Genomic DNA, 17072 nt, shown 5'->3' on the forward strand with positions numbered 1-17072 from the left:
CGCCCACCGGCCCGACACCACCCCGCCCACCACCCCGCCCACCGGCCGGGCCACCCGTACGGAGGGGGCGGCGGCACGCCCGGGGTAAGGCCCACCTAGGCTGTATGCCAAGCAAAACGGGCGAACCGGACCCCCAGTGGGGACCACAATGACGGAAAGCGGGACCCGCCGATGGGCGACGGAATGTCAGGAATGCACCACCACGGCGGGATGACCCCACTAGGCCCGTTCACCCTCTCCAACGTCTGGACCTGGTCCCCGGACTGGGTGTTCCTGCTCGGCGGCCTGGTCGCGCTGGCGCTGTACCTGACCGGCGTGGTCCGGCTGTACCGGCGCGGCGACCGCTGGCCGGTCGGCCGGGTCGTCGGCTGGGTCGCGGGCGTCGCCAGCCTGCTGCTGGTCACCTGCAGCGGGCTGAACGACTACGGCATGGTGCTGTTCAGCGCGCACATGATCCAGCACATGGTGCTGTCCATGCTGACGCCGATCCTGCTGCTGCTCGGCGCCCCGATCACGCTGGCGCTGCGCGCGCTGCGCCCGGCGGGCAAGGGCCGGCCGCGCGGTCCGCGCGAGCTGCTGGTGGCGCTGCTGCACAGCCGGTACGTCCGGGTGATCTCGCACCCGGCGTTCACCATCCCGATGTTCATCGCCAGCCTGTACGGGGTCTACTTCACCCCCGCGTTCGACTTCCTGATGCAGTACCGCCTCGGGCACATCTTCATGATGGTGCACTTCCTCATGACGGGTCTGGCCTTCTTCTGGCCGATCATGGGCGTCGACCCGGGCCCGCACCGCCCCGGCCACGTGATGCGGATCATCGAGCTGTTCATGGGGATGCCGTTCCACGCCTTCTTCGGCGTGGCGGTGATGATGGCCAGCCACCCGCTGGTGACCACCTTCACCGTCCAGAGCGCACCACCCGGCACGGACCTGCTGGAGGACCAGAAGCTGGCCGGCGGCATCACCTGGGCGTTCGGCGAGATCCCGACCGCGATCGTGCTGATCGCGCTGGTCTACCAGTGGATGGGCTCCGAGCAGCGGCAGGCCCGCCGCCGGGACCGCTCCGAGGAGCGCACCGGCGACGCCGAGCTGGAGGCGTACAACGCCTACCTGGCCTCGCTGCACAAGAAGGGCCAGCGCCCGGCCGCCGCCCCGGCCGCCGCGCCCACCGCCACCCCGGCGGCCGACGCCGGCTGAGCCCCGGCCCGCCCGCAGCGCCCGGCCCGCCCAGAACACCCGGCCCGCCCGGAACACCCGGAGCCCACGCCCTCCCCGGAGCCCACGCCCCCGGAGGACGTGGGCTCCGTCATGTCGTGGAACGGTCGTTCCCCCGGGCGCGTTCGAGGGGTATGCACGCCCTGTTCCTCCCCGCCGTCCTGCTCGGCGGGTACGTCCTGCTCTGGCTGCTCGGCTTCCTCGGCTGCGCGCTGTTCCAGCGCCGCCGCCCGGTGCCCGCCGGGGCCGACTACCTGGTGGTCCTGGGGGCCGCGCTGGACGGCTGCGAGCCCGCGCCGACCCTGGCGGCCCGGCTGGACGCCGCGCTGGAACGATTCGCCGCCGAGGAGGCCGCCGGGCACGCGCCGCTGGTGCTGGTGACCGGCGGCAAGGGCCCGCACGAGGACTGCACCGAGGCCGGCGCGATGGCCCGCTACCTGGTCGCCCGGGGCGTCCCGGCCGAGCGGATCCGGCGCGAGGAGCGGGCCGTGAACACCGCCGAGAACCTGCGGTTCAGCGCCACCCTGATGGCCGCCGAGCACCCCGGCTACCGCTGCGCCGTCATCACCAGCGGCTTCCACACCGTCCGCTCCGCCCTGGCCACGCGCCGGGCCGGCGCCCCCGCGCGGGTGCTCAGCGCGGACGGTCCGCTCGCCCACGGCCCGTACCAGCTGCTGCGCGAGGCGGTCGGCACCGCGCTCGCCCTGCCGCGGGCCAACGGCGCGGCCGTCCTGCTGCTGACCGGGGCGGGAGTGGTGCTCGGCCTGGCCTGACCGGGCCACGGGCGCCCGCCGCCCGGTCCGGCGGCCCGGCGGGCCCGGTGGAGATGCGAGGAGGCCCCCGGGCCCGCCGCAGCGGTCCCGGGGGCCTCCCGGTGCGTCAACCCGAAGGGTGTCAGCCGAGGTTGGCGATCGCCTCGTTGAAGGTCTTCGACGGGCGCATCACGGCCGCGGCCTTGGCCGGGTCCGGCTGGTAGTAGCCGCCGAGGTCGACGGCCGAGCCCTGGACGGCGATGAGCTCGTCCACGATGGCCTTCTCCTGCTCGGTCAGCGCCTTGGCCAGCGCGTCGAAGGCCTCGGCCAGCTCGGCGTCGGCGGTCTGCTTGGCCAGCTCCTGGGCCCAGTACATGGCCAGGTAGAAGTGGCTGCCGCGGTTGTCGATGCCACCGAGGCGGCGGCTCGGCGACTTGTCCTCGTTGAGGAAGGTGCCGGTGGCGCGGTCCAGGGTGTCGGCCAGCACCTGGGCGCGGGCGTTGTCCGTGGTGGAGGCCAGGTGCTCGAAGCTGGCGGCCAGCGCGAAGAACTCGCCCAGGCTGTCCCAGCGCAGGTAGTTCTCCTTGACCAGCTGCTGGACGTGCTTCGGGGCGGAGCCGCCGGCGCCGGTCTCGAACAGGCCGCCGCCCGCCATCAGCGGGACGACCGACAGCATCTTGGCGCTGGTGCCCAGCTCCAGGATCGGGAACAGGTCGGTCAGGTAGTCGCGCAGGACGTTGCCGGTGACCGAGATGGTGTTCTCACCGCGGCGGATGCGCTCCAGCGAGAACTTGGTGGCCTCGACCGGGGACTTGATCTCGATCTGCAGGCCGGTGGTGTCGTGCTGCGGCAGGTACGCCTTGACCTTCTCGATCAGCACGGCGTCGTGGGCGCGCTCGGCGTCCAGCCAGAACACGGCCGGGTCGCCGGTGGCGCGGGCGCGGGTGACGGCCAGCTTGACCCAGTCCTGGATCGGCAGGTCCTTGGTCTGGCAGGCGCGGAAGATGTCGCCGGGCTGGACGGCCTGCTCCAGCACCACGTTGCCCTCGGCGTCGACCAGGCGGACGGTGCCGGCGGCCGCGATCTCGAAGGTCTTGTCGTGGGAGCCGTACTCCTCGGCCTTCTGGGCCATCAGGCCGACGTTCGGGACCGAGCCGATGGTGGCCGGGTCCAGGGCGCCGTGGGCGCGGCAGTCGTCGAGGACGGCCTGGTACACGCCGGCGTAGCTGCTGTCCGGCAGCACCGCGAGGGTGTCGGCCTCCTGGCCGTCCGGGCCCCACATGTGGCCGGAGGTGCGGATCATGGCCGGCATCGAGGCGTCGACGATGACGTCGCTCGGCACGTGCAGGTTGGTGATGCCCTTGTCGGAGTCGACCATGGCCAGGGCCGGGCCCTCGGCCAGCTCGGCCTCGAAGGAGGCCTTGATCTCGGCGCCGTTCTCCAGCGCGTCCAGGCCGGCCAGGATGCCGCCGAGGCCGTTGTTCGGGTTCAGGCCGGCCGCGGCCAGCGCGTCGCCGAAGCGGGCGAAGGTCTGCGGGAAGAAGGCGCGGACGACGTGGCCGAAGACGATCGGGTCGGAGACCTTCATCATGGTGGCCTTGAGGTGCACCGAGAACAGCACGCCCTCGGCCTTGGCCCGGGCGACCTGGGCGGCCAGGAAGTCGTTCAGGGCGGCGGCGCGCATCACCGAGGCGTCGACGACCTCGCCGGCCAGCACCGGGACCTTCTCGCGCAGCACGGTGGTGGCGCCGTCCTGGCCGACCAGCTCGATGCGCAGGGCACCGTCGGCGGCGATCACGGCGGACTTCTCGGTGGAGCGGAAGTCGTTCTCGCCCATGGTGGCGACGTTGGTCTTGGAGTCGGAGCTCCAGGCGCCCATCCGGTGCGGGTGGGTCTTGGCGTAGTTCTTGACCGACTGCGGGGCCCGGCGGTCCGAGTTGCCCTCGCGCAGGACCGGGTTGACGGCGCTGCCCTTGACCTTGTCGTAGCGGGCGCGGACGTCCTCGTCCTCGGCCGTGCGCGGCTCGTCCGGGTAGTCCGGCAGGGCGTAGCCCTGGGCCTGGAGCTCGGCGATGGCGGCCTTGAGCTGCGGCACCGAGGCCGAGATGTTCGGCAGCTTGATGATGTTGGCGCTCGGGGTCTTGGCGAGCTCGCCGAGCTCGGCCAGGGCGTCGCCGATCCGCTGGGCCTCGGTCAGACGCTCCGGGAAGCTGGCGATGATCCGCCCGGCCAGGGAGATGTCACGGGTCTCCACCCGGACGCCCGCCGTCGAGGCGTACGCCTGGACCACCGGCAGGAACGAGTAGGTCGCCAGGGCCGGAGCCTCGTCGGTGTGCGTATAGATGATGGTCGAGTCAGTCATCGAAACTCCGCTTCACGTCTCCAACGTCTTGACGTCAAGATATCTCGTCCCGGGCCCCACTCTCCACCTCCCCCCGCCCCGGAGCGCGCGCCGGTCGGATCCGGGAGCCCGCGCGGGGCGCGACCGGCGGCCGGATCCACCGTGGTCCGGTGCGCGGCGCACGGCAAGCGGAGCGCTCCGGAGCCGTACGGGACGGGCGGGGTTGGGGCGGTTGTACGACACCGTTCGGGCCGAGTTCGGGCCGACGCGGGACTGGTGTAGTCCAATCGGGTGAGCCGGGTGTCAGGAGTGCGTCAACGCACCACCCCATTCGGTCAACGCTGCGTCAGGACCGGCGCGGTCCGGCAGGACCCGGCCTAGCGTCGGGACGAGCAGTTCCGGCAGCAACCACCACCCCACTCGGGAGCATCCGCATGGCCTGCGTCGTCTGGCACGTTCCGGTCACCACCACCGGCACCGGAAGCACCGCCGCCCTCCGCCTCTTCCGCATGCGCAACGGCGTCCGCTGCGCCGTCGGCTTCTCCAGCCCCGAGGCCCTCGCCGCCCTCCTGGGGCCGGACCAGGCCTGGACCGAACTCGGGGAGGCCGCGCTGCGCAACCTCACCCGGCCGCTCGGCGTCGACACCCTGGTGCTCGACCCGGGGCTGGTCGCCCCGCCGGTCACCACCCCCGCCACCGTCGGGGCCGCCCCCGGCACGGCCCCGACCGCGACCCCGACCGCCCGCCTCCAGCACCGGTGACGGCCCCGCTACAGCTCGTCCCGGACGGCTTCGAACCCGCTCCGGGCCGTCCGGAGCAGGTCCGGGCGCTGCACGCCATCGCCCGGATCAGCCACGGGCCGGTGCCGCTGGACTTCGACCGGCTGGCGGCGGAGTTCCCGGCGGTCCAGAGCGGCCTGGCACTCGCCGGGGACGCCGACCTGGAGCTGCGGCTCGCCTGCACGGGGCCGGAGGAGCTGCGGGCGGTCGCCGCCGCCCTGCACCGGGCCGGCGCCGCCAAGGTCAGGATCGACCTGGTGCTGCGGGCGCTGACCCCGGCGCCGGTGACGCTCCGGCCGGTGCCGTGAACCGGCCGGGTCACTCGAACCCGGGGCGCGGGTTCGGGTTGACCGCCTGGCCGTCGATCTCCGCCCCCCAGGCGTCCACCCCACCGGCGTCCACGCAGTAGCCGCTGCCCTCGACGTGCCCGCCCGCGGCCCGGCAGGTGGCGGCGGTGACGTCGCGCCGGGCGGCCCCCGCCGCCGAGGCGGTGGGGGCCGCGGCCCCGGCGGCGAGCAGGACGGCGGTCGCGGTCGTGACGGCCACCCGGGCCGCGCGTGAGGTCATCATGCGGCCCACGACAGCACGGCGGCGCGCCCCCGGCGACCACAGCTCGCCCGCCCGGGTGCACGCCGCCGCGCCACGCCGCCCGCGCCGCCCGCTACGCGCGGGCCAGGGCCGCGATCGCGGCCAGCAGCAGCGCCGAACCGGCCACCAGGCCCGCGGTGACCGGCTCGCCGAGGAACAGCACGCCGATCACCGCCGCCGTGGCCGGCTCCAGCAGCACCAGCACCGAGGCGGTGGTGCCCGGGACGGCCGTCAGCCCGGAGAAGTACCACCGGTAGGCGAGCAGCGTGGGCACCGTCCCGAGGAACAGCAGCGCTCCCCCGGTCAGCGCCGGCTGCCCGGTGCTGGGCAGCACGTCCTGGAAGGCCGCGAACGGCAGCAGGCAGAGCAGGCCGGTGACGAAGGCGCCCCGGTCGGCCCGGGCCGACCCGCCGGCCCGGGCCCACAGGGTCAGCCCGCTCTGGCCCGCGCCCGCGACCACCGCCAGGCCGACGCCCAGCACCGGCCGGGGCCCGGCGGCCGGGGACGCCACCAGCAGGGCCAGCCCGCCGAGGGCGAGCGCGACGGCGGCCACCGCCCGCCCGGTGAGGCGTTCGCCGAGCAGCAGGTGCCCGCCGAGGCCGGTGAGCACCGGCCCCGCCCCGATGGTGACCAGGGTGCCCAGCCCCAGCCCCGCGCAGTGCACGGAGGCGAAGTAGGCGCACTGGCTGACGGCCAGCCCGAGGCCGGTCAGCACGGCGGAGCCGCGCCCGCCGCCGGAGGCCCGCCCGGCCCCCGAGGGCAGCAGTGCCAGACAGAGCGCCGCGACGCCGAAGCGCCAGCAGGAGACGGCCACCGGGCCGAGCCCGCTGGTGCGCATCAGCAGCGCGGCCACGGCTCCGCCCGCCCCCCAGGCGACGGCGGCGGCGGAAATGGACAACAGGCCGTGCCGGAACGGCACGGCGGTGCAGGAGGTCATGCGTCGGTACTCCACGATGGCTCGCCGGTTCAGGTCCGCGGGGTACGCGGGCGGCGGTCATCGCCCCGGCGCCGGGGGCGCTGCCTCCCGGCCGGGTCCGATCGGTGCGCCGCCCGCTAGCGGACCGGCGGCGGCAGGATCACGAAACGCACGGAACAAGCCTACGCCGCGCCTCCGGCGGCATGGCTATGCGGTTCACGTCATTCCCATAAACGAGTGGGTGATCCATATTGCCGGACCGGACGGCGAAGCTCAATTGCCGCTCAAATACTGAACCTACTCGCGAGTCACGTAACACGCCCATGAACAGACGGCCCCCTACCTGCACGGATATCTGGCAAAGAAAGTAAACATTCAGCAATGGAATCTGTGCAGAGGTCTATGAATAGCCCTACTGTGTGGCAACTCTCCGCGCTCCGCCCACCCCGGAGCCCCCACACACAGAGAGATCATCCATGGCTTCCCTCAACCAGATCTCGCCGCCCGACCAGAGCTCCGGCACCACCGGGACCGCACACCGGTCGCTCAAGCGCCACGTCGGACTCATCGGCCTCATGTGGGCCTCGGTCGGCTCGATCATCGGCTCCGGCTGGCTCTTCGGCGCGAAGAGCGCCGTCACCGCCGCCGGGCCGGCGGCCGTCATCTCCTGGGGCATCGGCGCCGTCGGCATCGTGCTGCTCGCGCTCGTGCACGCCGAACTCGGCGGGCTCTTCCCGGTCTCGGGCGGCACCGCGCGCTACCCGCACTACGCCTTCGGCGGCCTGGCCGGCATGTCCTTCGGCTGGTTCTCCTGGCTCCAGGCGGCCACCGTGGCACCGATCGAGGTCGAGGCCATGATCGGCTACGCCAAGGACGTGCCCTGGGCCAGCGGACTGCAGCACACCAACGGCACCCTGACCACCAGCGGATTCATTGTCGCGACCATGCTGATGGCGGTGTTCGTCGCGGTCAATTTCCTCGGTGTGAAGGTCCTCGCCCGGACCAACAGCATCGCCACCTGGTTGAAGATCTTCGTTCCTCTGCTCACGATCTTCATGCTGGCGATCACCAGCTTCCACGCCTCCAACTTCACCTCGCACGGATTCGCCCCGTTCGGCGCCAAGGGCGTGCTCGCCGCGATCAGCACCAGCGGCATCATCTTCGCCCTGCTCGGCTTCGAGCAGGCCATCCAGATCGCCGGTGAGAGCCGCAACCCCAAGCGCGACATCCCCCGCGCCGTGCTGGGCTCGGTCGCCATCGGCACCCTGATCTACACCCTGCTGCAGGTCGTCTTCATCGGCGCACTGCCGGTCACCGCCTTCGCCAACGGCTGGGCGAAGCTGGACTTCCCCGGCATCGACGGCCCGTTCGCCGGCCTGGCCACCCTGGTCGGCCTCGGCTGGCTGTACTACGTGCTCAAGGTCGACGCGGTGATCTCCCCCGCCGGCACCGGCCTGATCTACACCACCTCCACCTCGCGCATCTCCTACGGCCTGAGCCGCAACGGCTACGCGCCGCAGAAGTTCGAGCAGCTGGACCGGAACGGCGTGCCGTGGTTCGGCCTGATCCTGTCCTTCGTGACCGGCGTGATCTGCTTCCTGCCCTTCCCGAGCTGGCAGCAGCTGGTCGGCTTCATCACCTCCGCCAGCGTGCTGATGTACGCCGGCGCCCCGCTGGCCTTCGGCGCCCTGCGCCGCCGGCTGCCCGACCGCGAGCGTTCCTACCGGCTGCCGCTGGGCGGCGTGATCTCCCCGGTCTCCTTCGTGGTCGCCAGCCTGATCATCTACTGGGCCGGCTGGCAGACCCTGTCCCGCCTGGGCATCGCCATCGTGCTCGGCTACGCCCTGCTCGGCGGCTACGCGGCCTACGCGATCAAGAACCGCCTGCCCAACGCGCCGCGGCTCAACTGGAAGGCCGCCCAGTGGCTGCCGGTCTACCTGCTGGGCCTCGGCCTGATCTCCTGGCAGGGCGGCTTCGGCAACGGCACCGGCCTGATCCCGCTCTGGTACGACATGGCGCTGGTCTCGGTGTTCGCGCTGGCGATCTACTACTGGGCGATCCGGGTGGCGCTGCCCGCCGAGGAGATCGAGCGGGAGGTGGCCGACGTCGAGGTGGTCGACGCGGGCGGTCACTGACCGCCTGAGCACCCCCTGTGACCCCCGAGACTCCTGACCCCTGACGCCTGGGACCTGACAGGACGGGCCCGCCGGTCGTGACGACCGGCGGGCCCGTCCGCGTGCGTCAGAGGTTCAGAGGTCCAGCACCGCCCGCAGCGCGGCCTCCACCTCGGCCTCCGGGTCCTCGACCGGCCCCGGCGAGCGCCAGGCGACGAAGCCGTCCGGGCGCACCAGCAGCGCACCGCCCGGGCCCACCCCGTGCAGGGCGGCGAAGTCGCTGCCCGGCTCCGGCGCCAGGTCGTCCTCGGCGCCGTCGCCGATCCGGTAGGCATCCAGCGGGACGGCCAGCCGGTCCGCCGCCCGCCGGGCGCCCTGCTGCCAGGCCGCGCCCTCGGGGTCGGTGAGCAGCACCATCGCCTGCTCGTACAGGTCCAGCGTGGACAGCCGCACGCCCGCGCACAGCAGCCACTGGTGCGGGGCCCGGCTGCCCGGCTCGCCCGACGACTCGAACTGCTCCGGGACGACCGCACCCTGCGGGTCGGTGCCGACCACCGCGCCCCGCGGGTAGCGGTAGCCCAGCGCCACCGACAGCACCCCGGCCTGCCGCCCGACGCCGGGGACGACCGCGTAGCCGGGGTGGCTGTGCTCGGCGGAGCGGGCCGAGGCGCGCTCGCCGGTGACCTCGGCGACCGGGCGGCGCTCCTGCCCGTACGTCTCCAGCAGGCCGGGCCCGGCCCAGCCGCAGAGCACCGCGGCCAGCTTCCAGGCCAGGTTGTGGGCGTCCTGGATGCCGGTGTTGGAGCCGAACGCGCCGGTCGGGGACATCTCGTGGGCGGAGTCCCCGGCGAGCAGGACCCGGCCGACGCCGTACCGCTCGGCGACCCGTTCGGCGGCGTGCCAGGGCGCCTTGCCGGTCACCTCGACGTCCAGCTCGGGCAGGCCGACGGCGGTGCGGATGTGCCGTTCGCAGCGCTCGTCGGTGAAGGCCTCCAGGGGCTCGCCGTGCTCGGGGTGCCAGGGCGCGTGGAAGACCCACTCGGACTGGTTGTCCACCGGCAGCAGCGCGCCGTCCGCCTCCGGGTTGGTCAGGTAGCACGCGATGAAGTGCCGGTCGCCGACCACGTCGGCCAGCCGCTTGGCCCGGAAGGTGATGCTGACGTTGTGGAACAGCTCGCCCTTGCCGGTCCGGCCGATGCCCAGGCCGGTCCGGACCGGGCTGCGCGGGCCGTCCGCGGCGATCAGGTACTCCGAGCGCACCACCCGCTCCTCGCCGGTCTCCCGGCTGCGCAGCACCGAGGTGACGCCGTCGGCGTCCTGCTCGAAGGACGTCAGCTCGGTGCTGAACCGCAGGTCCGCGCCGAGGTCGCGGGCCGACCGCAGCAGCACCGGCTCCAGGTCGTTCTGGCTGCACAGGCACCAGGAGCTGGGGCTGAACCGGGCCAGCCGCCCGCCCGGGTCGATCTCCCGGAACAGCCACTCCTGCTCCTCGCCGGTCAGCGAGGGCGCTTGCAGGATGCCGTGGTTCGGGGCCAGCACCGAGGCCGCCTCACGGATCGCCGGCTCGATCCCGGCCACCCGGTACAGCTCCATCGTGCGGACGTTGTTGCCGCGCCCGCGCGGGTGGTGCGAGGTGTCGGCGTGCTTCTCGACCAGCAGGTGCCGGACACCCAGCCGACCGAGGAACAGCGAGGCCGACAACCCGACCAGGGAGCCGCCCACGATCAGGACCGGCACCCGTTCGTCCACCTTCGGATTCATCAATTGCTCCACCCTGTAAGGGGATTCCGCGGCCCGGCGACTGGACTCGGCGCCGCCCTGGACGGGCCCGCTCAGCCGGGCCCCGCTCTTCCATCCCCCGCCCGAGGGGGCCTGTGCCGCCCCTTCGCCCGGATGGCCCGCAAATCTCGCGCCGCGCCCGGTCGGCCGCTCACGATCGACCTCAGGCCTGGCGCCGAGCGCCCCGGGCCGACCGCCACCGCACCGCCCTCCCCCAGCCGGGAGCACCCGCCGGACGCGGCCGCCACGGCCCGCCGCGTGCGGCCAAGAGCAGAAAGTGAATCATGACGACTCTGTCCGAACCGCAGCCGAAGCAGCACGAGGAATCCGACACCCGGCTGAGGGTGGTGCTGATGCTGGAGATCCAGGACGGCGCCCAGCAGCGTTTCCTCGACGTCTACGAGCAACTGCGCCACCAGGTGGCCTCGGTGCCCGGCCATGTCAGCGACCAGCTGTGCCAGTCCATCAACGACCCCCGCCAGTGGCTGATCACCAGCGAGTGGCAGGACCAGGAGACCTTCCTGCAGTGGGTGGACAGCCCCGCCCACCGCGAGATGGTCAAGCCGATGCACGGCTGCGTCAGCGACAACTTCCGCTCGCTGCGCTACGCGGTGCTGCGCGAGACCTCGGCGGCCGGGTCCACCGGCACCAGGGCCCCGATGGAGGTGCCGCCCGGCCTGCCGCGCAGCGAGCCCGCCGGGCACGTCGGCCCGCCGCGGGCCGACCCGGGCCCGGACGGCGTGGTGCGCCACGCGCTGACCTTCACCGTCAAGCCCGGCAGCGAGGCCGAGGTGGCCCGGATCCTGTCCGGCTACACCTCGCCCCGGGCCGAGGTGGACGAGCACACCCGGCTGCGCCGCACCTCGCTGTTCATGCACGGCAACCGGGTGGTGCGCGCGGTCGAGGTGGTCGGCAACCTCGGCGACGCGCTGCGCCACGTGGCGATGCAGCCCGAGGTGCGGGCGGTCGAGGAGGAGCTCAACCCGTACCTGGAGGAGGCCCGGCAGCTGGGCGACCCGCAGTCCGCCCGGGCCTTCTTCGCCAAGGCCGCGCTGCCCGCCCGGCACCAGGCGATCGCCAGCTCCCCCTCCTCCGGGCGGCTGCACCGGCACGCCGTGCTCTACCCGGTGCGCCCGGGCCGGGGGCCGGCCGTCGCCGAGCTGCTCTTCGACCACGACAACCTCGCCACCGCCGACCCGACCGGCCCGGTCGCCGCGGCCATCGTCTTCCAGCGCGAGGACACCGTGGTGCGCCTGGTCGACCTCCGGGTGCCGGCCGAGGCCGAGGCCGCCGCCGCGCTCGGCGTGGCCGGCGACCAGGAGGCCGCCGAACTGGCCGCCCTGCTCGACCTCGGCCCCGCCGGGGACCTGCGCACCGCCGCGGGCCTGGGCGCGTTCCTCGCCGCCCGCGCCATGAGCCCGGTCACCGACCGCAGCTCGCAGAACGACTGACACCCGGCCAGCCCTCCCGGAGGAAAGCCATCATGACCACGCAGTTCCCGCCGATCATCAACGTCGACGAGGCCCCGGAGAACCGCCGCCACGGCGCCCTGTTGCGCACCATGCTCACCCCGCCCAGCTGCGGGGCGACCAGCGGCTTCATGGGCCTGGCCATCATCGGGCCCGGCGAGCGGATCAACGAGCACTACCACCCGTACTCCGAGGAGTTCGTGTTCGTCGTCTCCGGCGACCTGGAGGTCGACCTGGACGGGGAGACCCGGCCGCTCAAGCCCGACCAGGGCCTGATGATCCCGATCAACATGCGCCACCGCTTCCGCAACGTCGGCGACACCGAGGCCCGGATGGTCTTCCACTGCGGCCCGCTCGCGCCCCGCCCCGACCTGGGCCACGTGAGCACCGAGGAGACCTCCGGCGCCGGGGGGTCCGCCCCCGCCGACCCCCCGGAACACGCCAAGGTGGCCTCGTGACACGGCGGGTCGCCGTCACGGGGATCGGCGTGGTCGCGCCCGGAGGGATCGGGATCCCCGCGTTCTGGGACCTCCTGACGGCCGGCCGCACCGCCACCCGGGGCATCACCCTCTTCGACCCGGCCGGGTTCCGCTCCCGGATCGCGGCCGAGTGCGACTTCGACCCGGCCGCCCACGGGCTGAGCCCGGAGGAGGTCCGACGGGCCGACCGCTACGTGCAGTTCGCGATGGTCGCGGCCGCCGAGGCGGTCGCCGACGCCGGTCTGGACCTGGCCGCCGAGGACCCGTGGCGGATCGCCGTCTCGCTCGGCACCGCCGTCGGCGGCACCACCCGGCTGGAGCACGACTACGCCCTGGTCAGCGCCTCCGGCGCGCGCTGGGACGTGGACCACCGGCACGCCGAGCCCCACCTGCACCGGGCCTTCGCGCCCAGCACGCTGGCCTCCGCGGTGGCCGAGCGGGTCGGCGCGCACGGTCCGGTGCAGACCGTCTCCACCGGCTGCACCTCCGGCCTGGACGCGATCGGCTACGGCTTCCAGGCGGTCGAGGAGGGACGCGCCGACATCTGCGTCGCCGGCGCCTCCGACTCCCCGATCTCGCCGATCACCGTCGCCTGCTTCGACGCCATCAAGGCCACCAGCGAGCGCAACGACGACCCGGAGCACGCCTCCCGCCCCTTCGACGCCCACCGGGACGGCTTCGTCCTCGGCGAGGGCGGCGCCGTCCTGGTGCTGGAGGAGCTGGAGCACGCCCGCCGCCGCGGCGCCCGGATCTACGGCGAGATCGGCGGCTTCGCCACCTTCGGCAACGCCTACCACATGACCGGCCTCACCACGGAGGGGCTGGAGATGTCACGGGCGATCGACCACGCGCTCGACCACGCCAAGGTCGACCGCGGCGACGTCGACTACGTCAACGCGCACGGCTCGGGCACCAAGCAGAACGACCGGCACGAGACCGCCGCGGTCAAGCGCTCGCTGGGCGGCCACGCCTTCGAGACGCCGATGAGCTCGATCAAGTCGATGGTCGGGCACTCGCTGGGCGCGATCGGCGCGATCGAGGTGGTCGCCTGCACCCTGGCACTCGCCCACGGCGTGGTGCCGCCGACCGCCAACTACGAGACTCCGGACCCGGAGTGCGACCTCGACTACGTGCCGCGCACCGCGCGCGAGCTGCCGCTGAGCCACATCCTCTCGGTCGGCAGCGGATTCGGCGGATTCCAGTCCGCCGTCGTGCTCAACAGAACGGGGTGAGTTCCATGACGTCACGTCAGCAGGGCCGCCGGGCGGTCGTCACCGGTCTCGGCGTGGTGGCACCGAACGGTGTCGGGGCCGACGCCTTCTGGAAGGCCACCAGGCAGGGCGTGAGCGTCCTCGACCGGATATCCCGCGAGGGCTGCACCGAGCTGCCGCTCAGGGTCGCGGGCGAGGTGCGGGAGTTCGAGCCGCAGTCGGTGATCGACAGCCGCTACCTCGTGCAGACCGACCGCTTCACCCACTACGCGATGGCCGCCGCCGACCTGGCGGTGGCCGACGCGGGGTTCCGGCCCGATCCCGAACGGCCCTTCGCGGTCGGCGTGGTGACCGCGGCCGGCTCCGGCGGCGGCGAGTTCGGCCAGCGCGAACTCCAGCAACTCTGGGGCCAGGGGCCGCGGTTCGTCGGCCCGTACCAGTCCATCGCCTGGTTCTACGCGGCCAGCACCGGCCAGATCTCGATCCGCGGCGGCTACAAGGGCCCGTGCGGGGTGGTCGCCAGCGACGAGGCCGGCGGCCTGGACGCGCTCGCGCACGCCGCCCGCTCGGTCGAGCGCGGCACCGACGCCGTGGTGGTCGGCGCCGCCGAGGCCCCGCTCGCGCCGTACTCCATGGTCTGCCAACTCGGCTACCCCGAGCTGAGCCTGGCCGACCGGCCGGAGGCCGCCTACCTGCCGTTCACCGCGCAGGCCTGCGGCTTCGCCCCCGCCGAGGGCGGCGCGATGCTGCTGCTGGAGGACGAGTCGGCGGCCCGCCGGCGCGGCGCCGCCGTCCGGGCCCACCTGGCCGGACACGGCGCCACCTTCACCGGGGCCTCCCGCTGGGAGCAGTCCCGGGAGGGACTGGCCGCGGCGATCCGGATCGCGCTGGACGAGGCCCGGATCGCGCCCGAGGAGATCGACGTGGTCTTCGCGGACGCGCTCGGCGTCCCCGCCGCCGACCGGGCCGAGGCCCTGGCGCTGGTCGACGCGCTCGGCCCGGCCGCCGAGCGCGTCCCGGTCACCGCCCCCAAGGCCGGCACCGGGCGGGCCTACTGCGGCGCCCCGATGCTGGACGTCGCGGCCGCCGTGCTCGCCATGGAGGACGGCGTGCTGCCGCCCACCCCCAACGTCACCGAGGTCTGCCACGACCTCGCCCTGGTGACCGGCCGCGCCCGCCCGGCCGAACTGCGCACCGCGCTGGTGCTCAGCCGCGGGCTGATGGGCTCCAACTCCGCGCTGGTGCTCCGCCGCGGGGAGCCGACCTGACCCCCGCACCCCCGATCCACTGGACCTCCTCGAAGGGAACCCCGTGAGCAACACCCTCAGCTATCCCGAGCTGGCCGCCCTGCTCCAGGCCCGGGCCGGCGTCACCGTCGCCCCGAACGACCTGGAGCAGCCGGGCGCGCAGTTCGACGACTTCGGCGTCGACTCGCTCGGACTCCTCGGCATCGTCGGCGAGTTGGAGAACCGGCACAGCCTCAAGGTCACCTCCGGCGCCGAGTCCGCCAAGACCCCGGCCGAGTTCCTGGAGCTGGTCAACACCTCCCTCGCCGCGAAGGCGGGTGCCTGAGATGCCCGGACACACCGACAACGAGATCGTCATCAACGCCCCGCTCGACCTGGTCTGGGAGATGACCAACGACCTGGAGAACTGGCCGGACCTCTTCAGCGAGTACGCCTCGGTCGAGGTGCTGGAGCGCGACGGCGACCGGGTGCAGTTCCGGCTCACCATGCACCCCGACGAGAACGGCCAGGTGTGGAGCTGGGTCTCCGAGCGCACCACCGACCGGTCGTCGCTGGAGGTCAACGCCCGCCGGGTCGAGCCCGGACCGTTCGAGTTCATGGAGATCCACTGGGAGTACGCCGAGGTCCCGGCCGGCACCCGGATGCGCTGGGTCCAGGACTTCGCGATGAAGCCCACCGCGCCGGTGGACGACGACGGCATGGTCAACCACATCAACAAGAACTCCCGGATCCAGCTGCAGCTGATCCGCGAGAAGGTCGAGAAGCGGGCGGCCGAGCAGTGACCGGCGCCCACCGCGCACTGATCGTCGCGCGGATGAAGCCCGAGGCCGCCCCGGACATCGCCGAGGTGTTCGCCGACTCCGACCGCGGCGAACTGCCGCACCTGATCGGCGTCACCGGGCGCAGCCTCTTCCAGTTCGGCGACGTCTACCTGCACCTGATCGAGGCCGACCGCCCGCCGGGCCCGGCCGTCGCCAAGGTCCTCGGCCACCCGGAGTTCCGGACCGTCAGCGACCGCCTGACCGCCTTCGTCCAGGCCTACGACCCGGCCACCTGGCGCGAGCCGAAGGACGCCATGGCGCGCGAGTTCTACCGCTGGGACCGCTGAGCCGCGTCCCCGCTCCGCTCTGGGCCCGCCCCCGGCACCACGCCGGGGGCGGGCCCATGCGCGCGCCACGCGGGGGGCGGGCCCGTGCGTGCGCCACGCCGCAGGCGGGCCGGTGCGTGCGCGCACCACTACCACCCCGCCTCGAATCCGAATCACCCGGATCGCCGGGCCACCCGGGTGAACACGCCCCGGACTCCACCCGAAGGGCGCACTCTCCGTACCGGAGCTGCCACGCTCGGGTGGCAGGCGGCCCCACCCTGGTTGACGGTGGATCAGGCGCCACTTGTTCGCGAGTCCCCTGACCGGCACCGTGCCGGCGGTCGCGGCCCACGCGCCGGAAGGATCATCCTCATGCGTTCTGCACGCACGCTGCTCGCCGGAGCGGCCGTCGCCGCCGTCCTCACCGTCGGCACCCCCATGGCCTTCGCCGACGGCTCCTCCTCGGACCAGGGCAAGAACCTCACCTGGCAGGAGAAGCAGCCCGAGAAGGGCGGCTCCGACAGTTCGAAGGGCTACGACGACAAGAGCTCCGGCGAGCACAAGGGCTCCGACAGCAAGGGCTCCGACGGCAAGAGCTCCGGCGAGCACAAGGGCTCGGACAGCAAGGGCTCCGGCGAGCACAAGGGCTCCGAGGGCAAGGGCTCCGACGGCCGGGAGGAGGAGCACACCCCGCACGGCGGCGTGCACACCGGCGGCGGCGGCCTGGCACTGTCCGGCGGCGGCCTCGCCTCCGGCGCGGTGCTGCTGCTCGGCGGCCTCGGGGCCGGTGCGATCGCGCTGCGCCGCGGCCGTCGCACCTCCGGCGCCGCAGCCGTCTGACGTCCGCCACCGCCGCCTCTGGGCGCTCCCCCCTCCCGGGCGGGGCGCACGGGGGCGGCGGGCCGTTGCGGAACAGGCTCCCCACGAAGCACTTCGAGCGGAGGACACGGATGACCGGCGGTCCCGGCTCCGGAATGCCCAGGCTGCTGCGCGGCGGGATGGGCGCGGCAGCGGTCGGCCTGCTGCTGATCTACAACTCGGTGGACACCGGCCCCGCCGAGGACCAGGCGCGCGCCCACGCCGCTCCCCCGGCGG

General features: G+C 73.6%; 17 protein-coding genes. 13 read left to right on the forward strand and 4 right to left on the reverse strand.

The window, feature by feature from the left end; all coding sequences use genetic code 11:
- Nucleotides 1-192: 192 nt before the first annotated feature.
- The gene (locus tag ACFXOZ_RS26490; RefSeq protein ID WP_380526071.1) at nucleotides 193-1197 is read left to right on the forward strand and encodes a cytochrome c oxidase assembly protein; all 1005 of its coding nucleotides are present in this window, start codon (nucleotides 193-195) and stop codon (nucleotides 1195-1197) included.
- A 152-nt stretch (nucleotides 1198-1349) separates the two neighbouring features.
- Entirely contained in the window at nucleotides 1350-1988 is a 639-nt protein-coding gene (locus ACFXOZ_RS26495) for a YdcF family protein (RefSeq protein ID WP_380593027.1), read from the forward strand.
- 121 nt (nucleotides 1989-2109) lie between these two features.
- Here ACFXOZ_RS26495 and ACFXOZ_RS26500 read toward each other — a convergent pair whose 3' ends face one another.
- Nucleotides 2110-4329, reverse strand: coding sequence for an NADP-dependent isocitrate dehydrogenase (locus tag ACFXOZ_RS26500; protein ID WP_380593028.1), 2220 nt, complete (start codon nucleotides 4327-4329; stop codon nucleotides 2110-2112).
- 413 nt (nucleotides 4330-4742) lie between these two features.
- Here ACFXOZ_RS26500 and ACFXOZ_RS26505 point away from each other — a divergent pair, with 413 nt between their 5' ends.
- Together ACFXOZ_RS26505 and ACFXOZ_RS26510 are read left to right on the forward strand one after the other, a co-directional pair.
- Complete coding sequence (locus ACFXOZ_RS26505; protein ID WP_375885953.1) at nucleotides 4743-5069, forward strand: SAV_915 family protein; 327 nt, start codon at nucleotides 4743-4745, stop codon at nucleotides 5067-5069.
- Nucleotides 5066-5395: a hypothetical protein gene (locus tag ACFXOZ_RS26510; RefSeq protein ID WP_375885950.1), complete on the forward strand. Its 330-nt coding sequence runs from the start codon at nucleotides 5066-5068 to the stop codon at nucleotides 5393-5395. The genes ACFXOZ_RS26505 and ACFXOZ_RS26510 overlap by 4 nt, the downstream gene beginning before the upstream one ends.
- A gap of 10 nt (nucleotides 5396-5405) precedes the next feature.
- Here the strand turns inward: ACFXOZ_RS26510 and ACFXOZ_RS26515 are convergent, their stop codons facing one another.
- Together ACFXOZ_RS26515 and ACFXOZ_RS26520 are read right to left on the reverse strand one after the other, a co-directional pair.
- A complete protein-coding gene (locus tag ACFXOZ_RS26515; RefSeq protein WP_360237083.1) occupies nucleotides 5406-5657 on the reverse strand; it encodes a hypothetical protein in 252 nt (83 codons plus the stop codon).
- Nucleotides 5658-5748: 91 nt separating this feature from the next.
- Nucleotides 5749-6612 (reverse strand): EamA family transporter, encoded by an 864-nt coding sequence (locus tag ACFXOZ_RS26520; protein WP_380593029.1) that lies wholly within the window; start codon nucleotides 6610-6612, stop codon nucleotides 5749-5751.
- A gap of 455 nt (nucleotides 6613-7067) precedes the next feature.
- Here ACFXOZ_RS26520 and ACFXOZ_RS26525 point away from each other — a divergent pair, with 455 nt between their 5' ends.
- The gene (locus ACFXOZ_RS26525) at nucleotides 7068-8726 is read left to right on the forward strand and encodes an APC family permease (RefSeq protein WP_375885944.1); all 1659 of its coding nucleotides are present in this window, start codon (nucleotides 7068-7070) and stop codon (nucleotides 8724-8726) included.
- Between the two features lie 114 nt (nucleotides 8727-8840).
- Here ACFXOZ_RS26525 and ACFXOZ_RS26530 read toward each other — a convergent pair whose 3' ends face one another.
- The gene (locus ACFXOZ_RS26530; RefSeq protein ID WP_380593030.1) at nucleotides 8841-10466 is read right to left on the reverse strand and encodes an FAD-dependent oxidoreductase; all 1626 of its coding nucleotides are present in this window, start codon (nucleotides 10464-10466) and stop codon (nucleotides 8841-8843) included.
- A 302-nt stretch (nucleotides 10467-10768) separates the two neighbouring features.
- Here ACFXOZ_RS26530 and ACFXOZ_RS26535 point away from each other — a divergent pair, with 302 nt between their 5' ends.
- From ACFXOZ_RS26535 to ACFXOZ_RS26570, 8 genes are all read left to right on the forward strand, one after another.
- Nucleotides 10769-11935 carry a SchA/CurD-like domain-containing protein gene (locus tag ACFXOZ_RS26535; RefSeq protein ID WP_375885940.1) on the forward strand — a complete coding sequence of 389 codons (1167 nt, stop codon included), beginning with the start codon at nucleotides 10769-10771 and terminating at the stop codon, nucleotides 11933-11935.
- A gap of 32 nt (nucleotides 11936-11967) precedes the next feature.
- Complete coding sequence (locus ACFXOZ_RS26540; protein WP_380531173.1) at nucleotides 11968-12411, forward strand: cupin domain-containing protein; 444 nt, start codon at nucleotides 11968-11970, stop codon at nucleotides 12409-12411.
- Entirely contained in the window at nucleotides 12408-13664 is a 1257-nt protein-coding gene (locus ACFXOZ_RS26545) for a beta-ketoacyl-[acyl-carrier-protein] synthase family protein (RefSeq protein ID WP_375885935.1), read from the forward strand. Before ACFXOZ_RS26540 ends, ACFXOZ_RS26545 begins: the two co-directional genes overlap by 4 nt.
- A gap of 5 nt (nucleotides 13665-13669) precedes the next feature.
- A complete protein-coding gene (locus tag ACFXOZ_RS26550; protein ID WP_380531176.1) occupies nucleotides 13670-14911 on the forward strand; it encodes a beta-ketoacyl synthase N-terminal-like domain-containing protein in 1242 nt (413 codons plus the stop codon).
- A gap of 43 nt (nucleotides 14912-14954) precedes the next feature.
- A complete protein-coding gene (locus ACFXOZ_RS26555; protein ID WP_375885930.1) occupies nucleotides 14955-15215 on the forward strand; it encodes an acyl carrier protein in 261 nt (86 codons plus the stop codon).
- 1 nt (nucleotide 15216) lies between these two features.
- Nucleotides 15217-15672 carry an SRPBCC family protein gene (locus ACFXOZ_RS26560; RefSeq protein WP_375885927.1) on the forward strand — a complete coding sequence of 152 codons (456 nt, stop codon included), beginning with the start codon at nucleotides 15217-15219 and terminating at the stop codon, nucleotides 15670-15672.
- 32 nt (nucleotides 15673-15704) lie between these two features.
- A complete protein-coding gene (locus ACFXOZ_RS26565) occupies nucleotides 15705-15998 on the forward strand; it encodes a TcmI family type II polyketide cyclase (RefSeq protein ID WP_030287701.1) in 294 nt (97 codons plus the stop codon).
- A 351-nt stretch (nucleotides 15999-16349) separates the two neighbouring features.
- Nucleotides 16350-16817, forward strand: coding sequence for a hypothetical protein (locus tag ACFXOZ_RS26570; RefSeq protein ID WP_375885925.1), 468 nt, complete (start codon nucleotides 16350-16352; stop codon nucleotides 16815-16817).
- Nucleotides 16818-17072 lie beyond the last annotated feature (255 nt).

Origin of the sequence: Kitasatospora sp. NPDC059160, from assembly GCF_042755465.1 — a bacterium.
In the GTDB taxonomy this organism is placed as follows: domain Bacteria; phylum Actinomycetota; class Actinomycetes; order Streptomycetales; family Streptomycetaceae; genus Kitasatospora.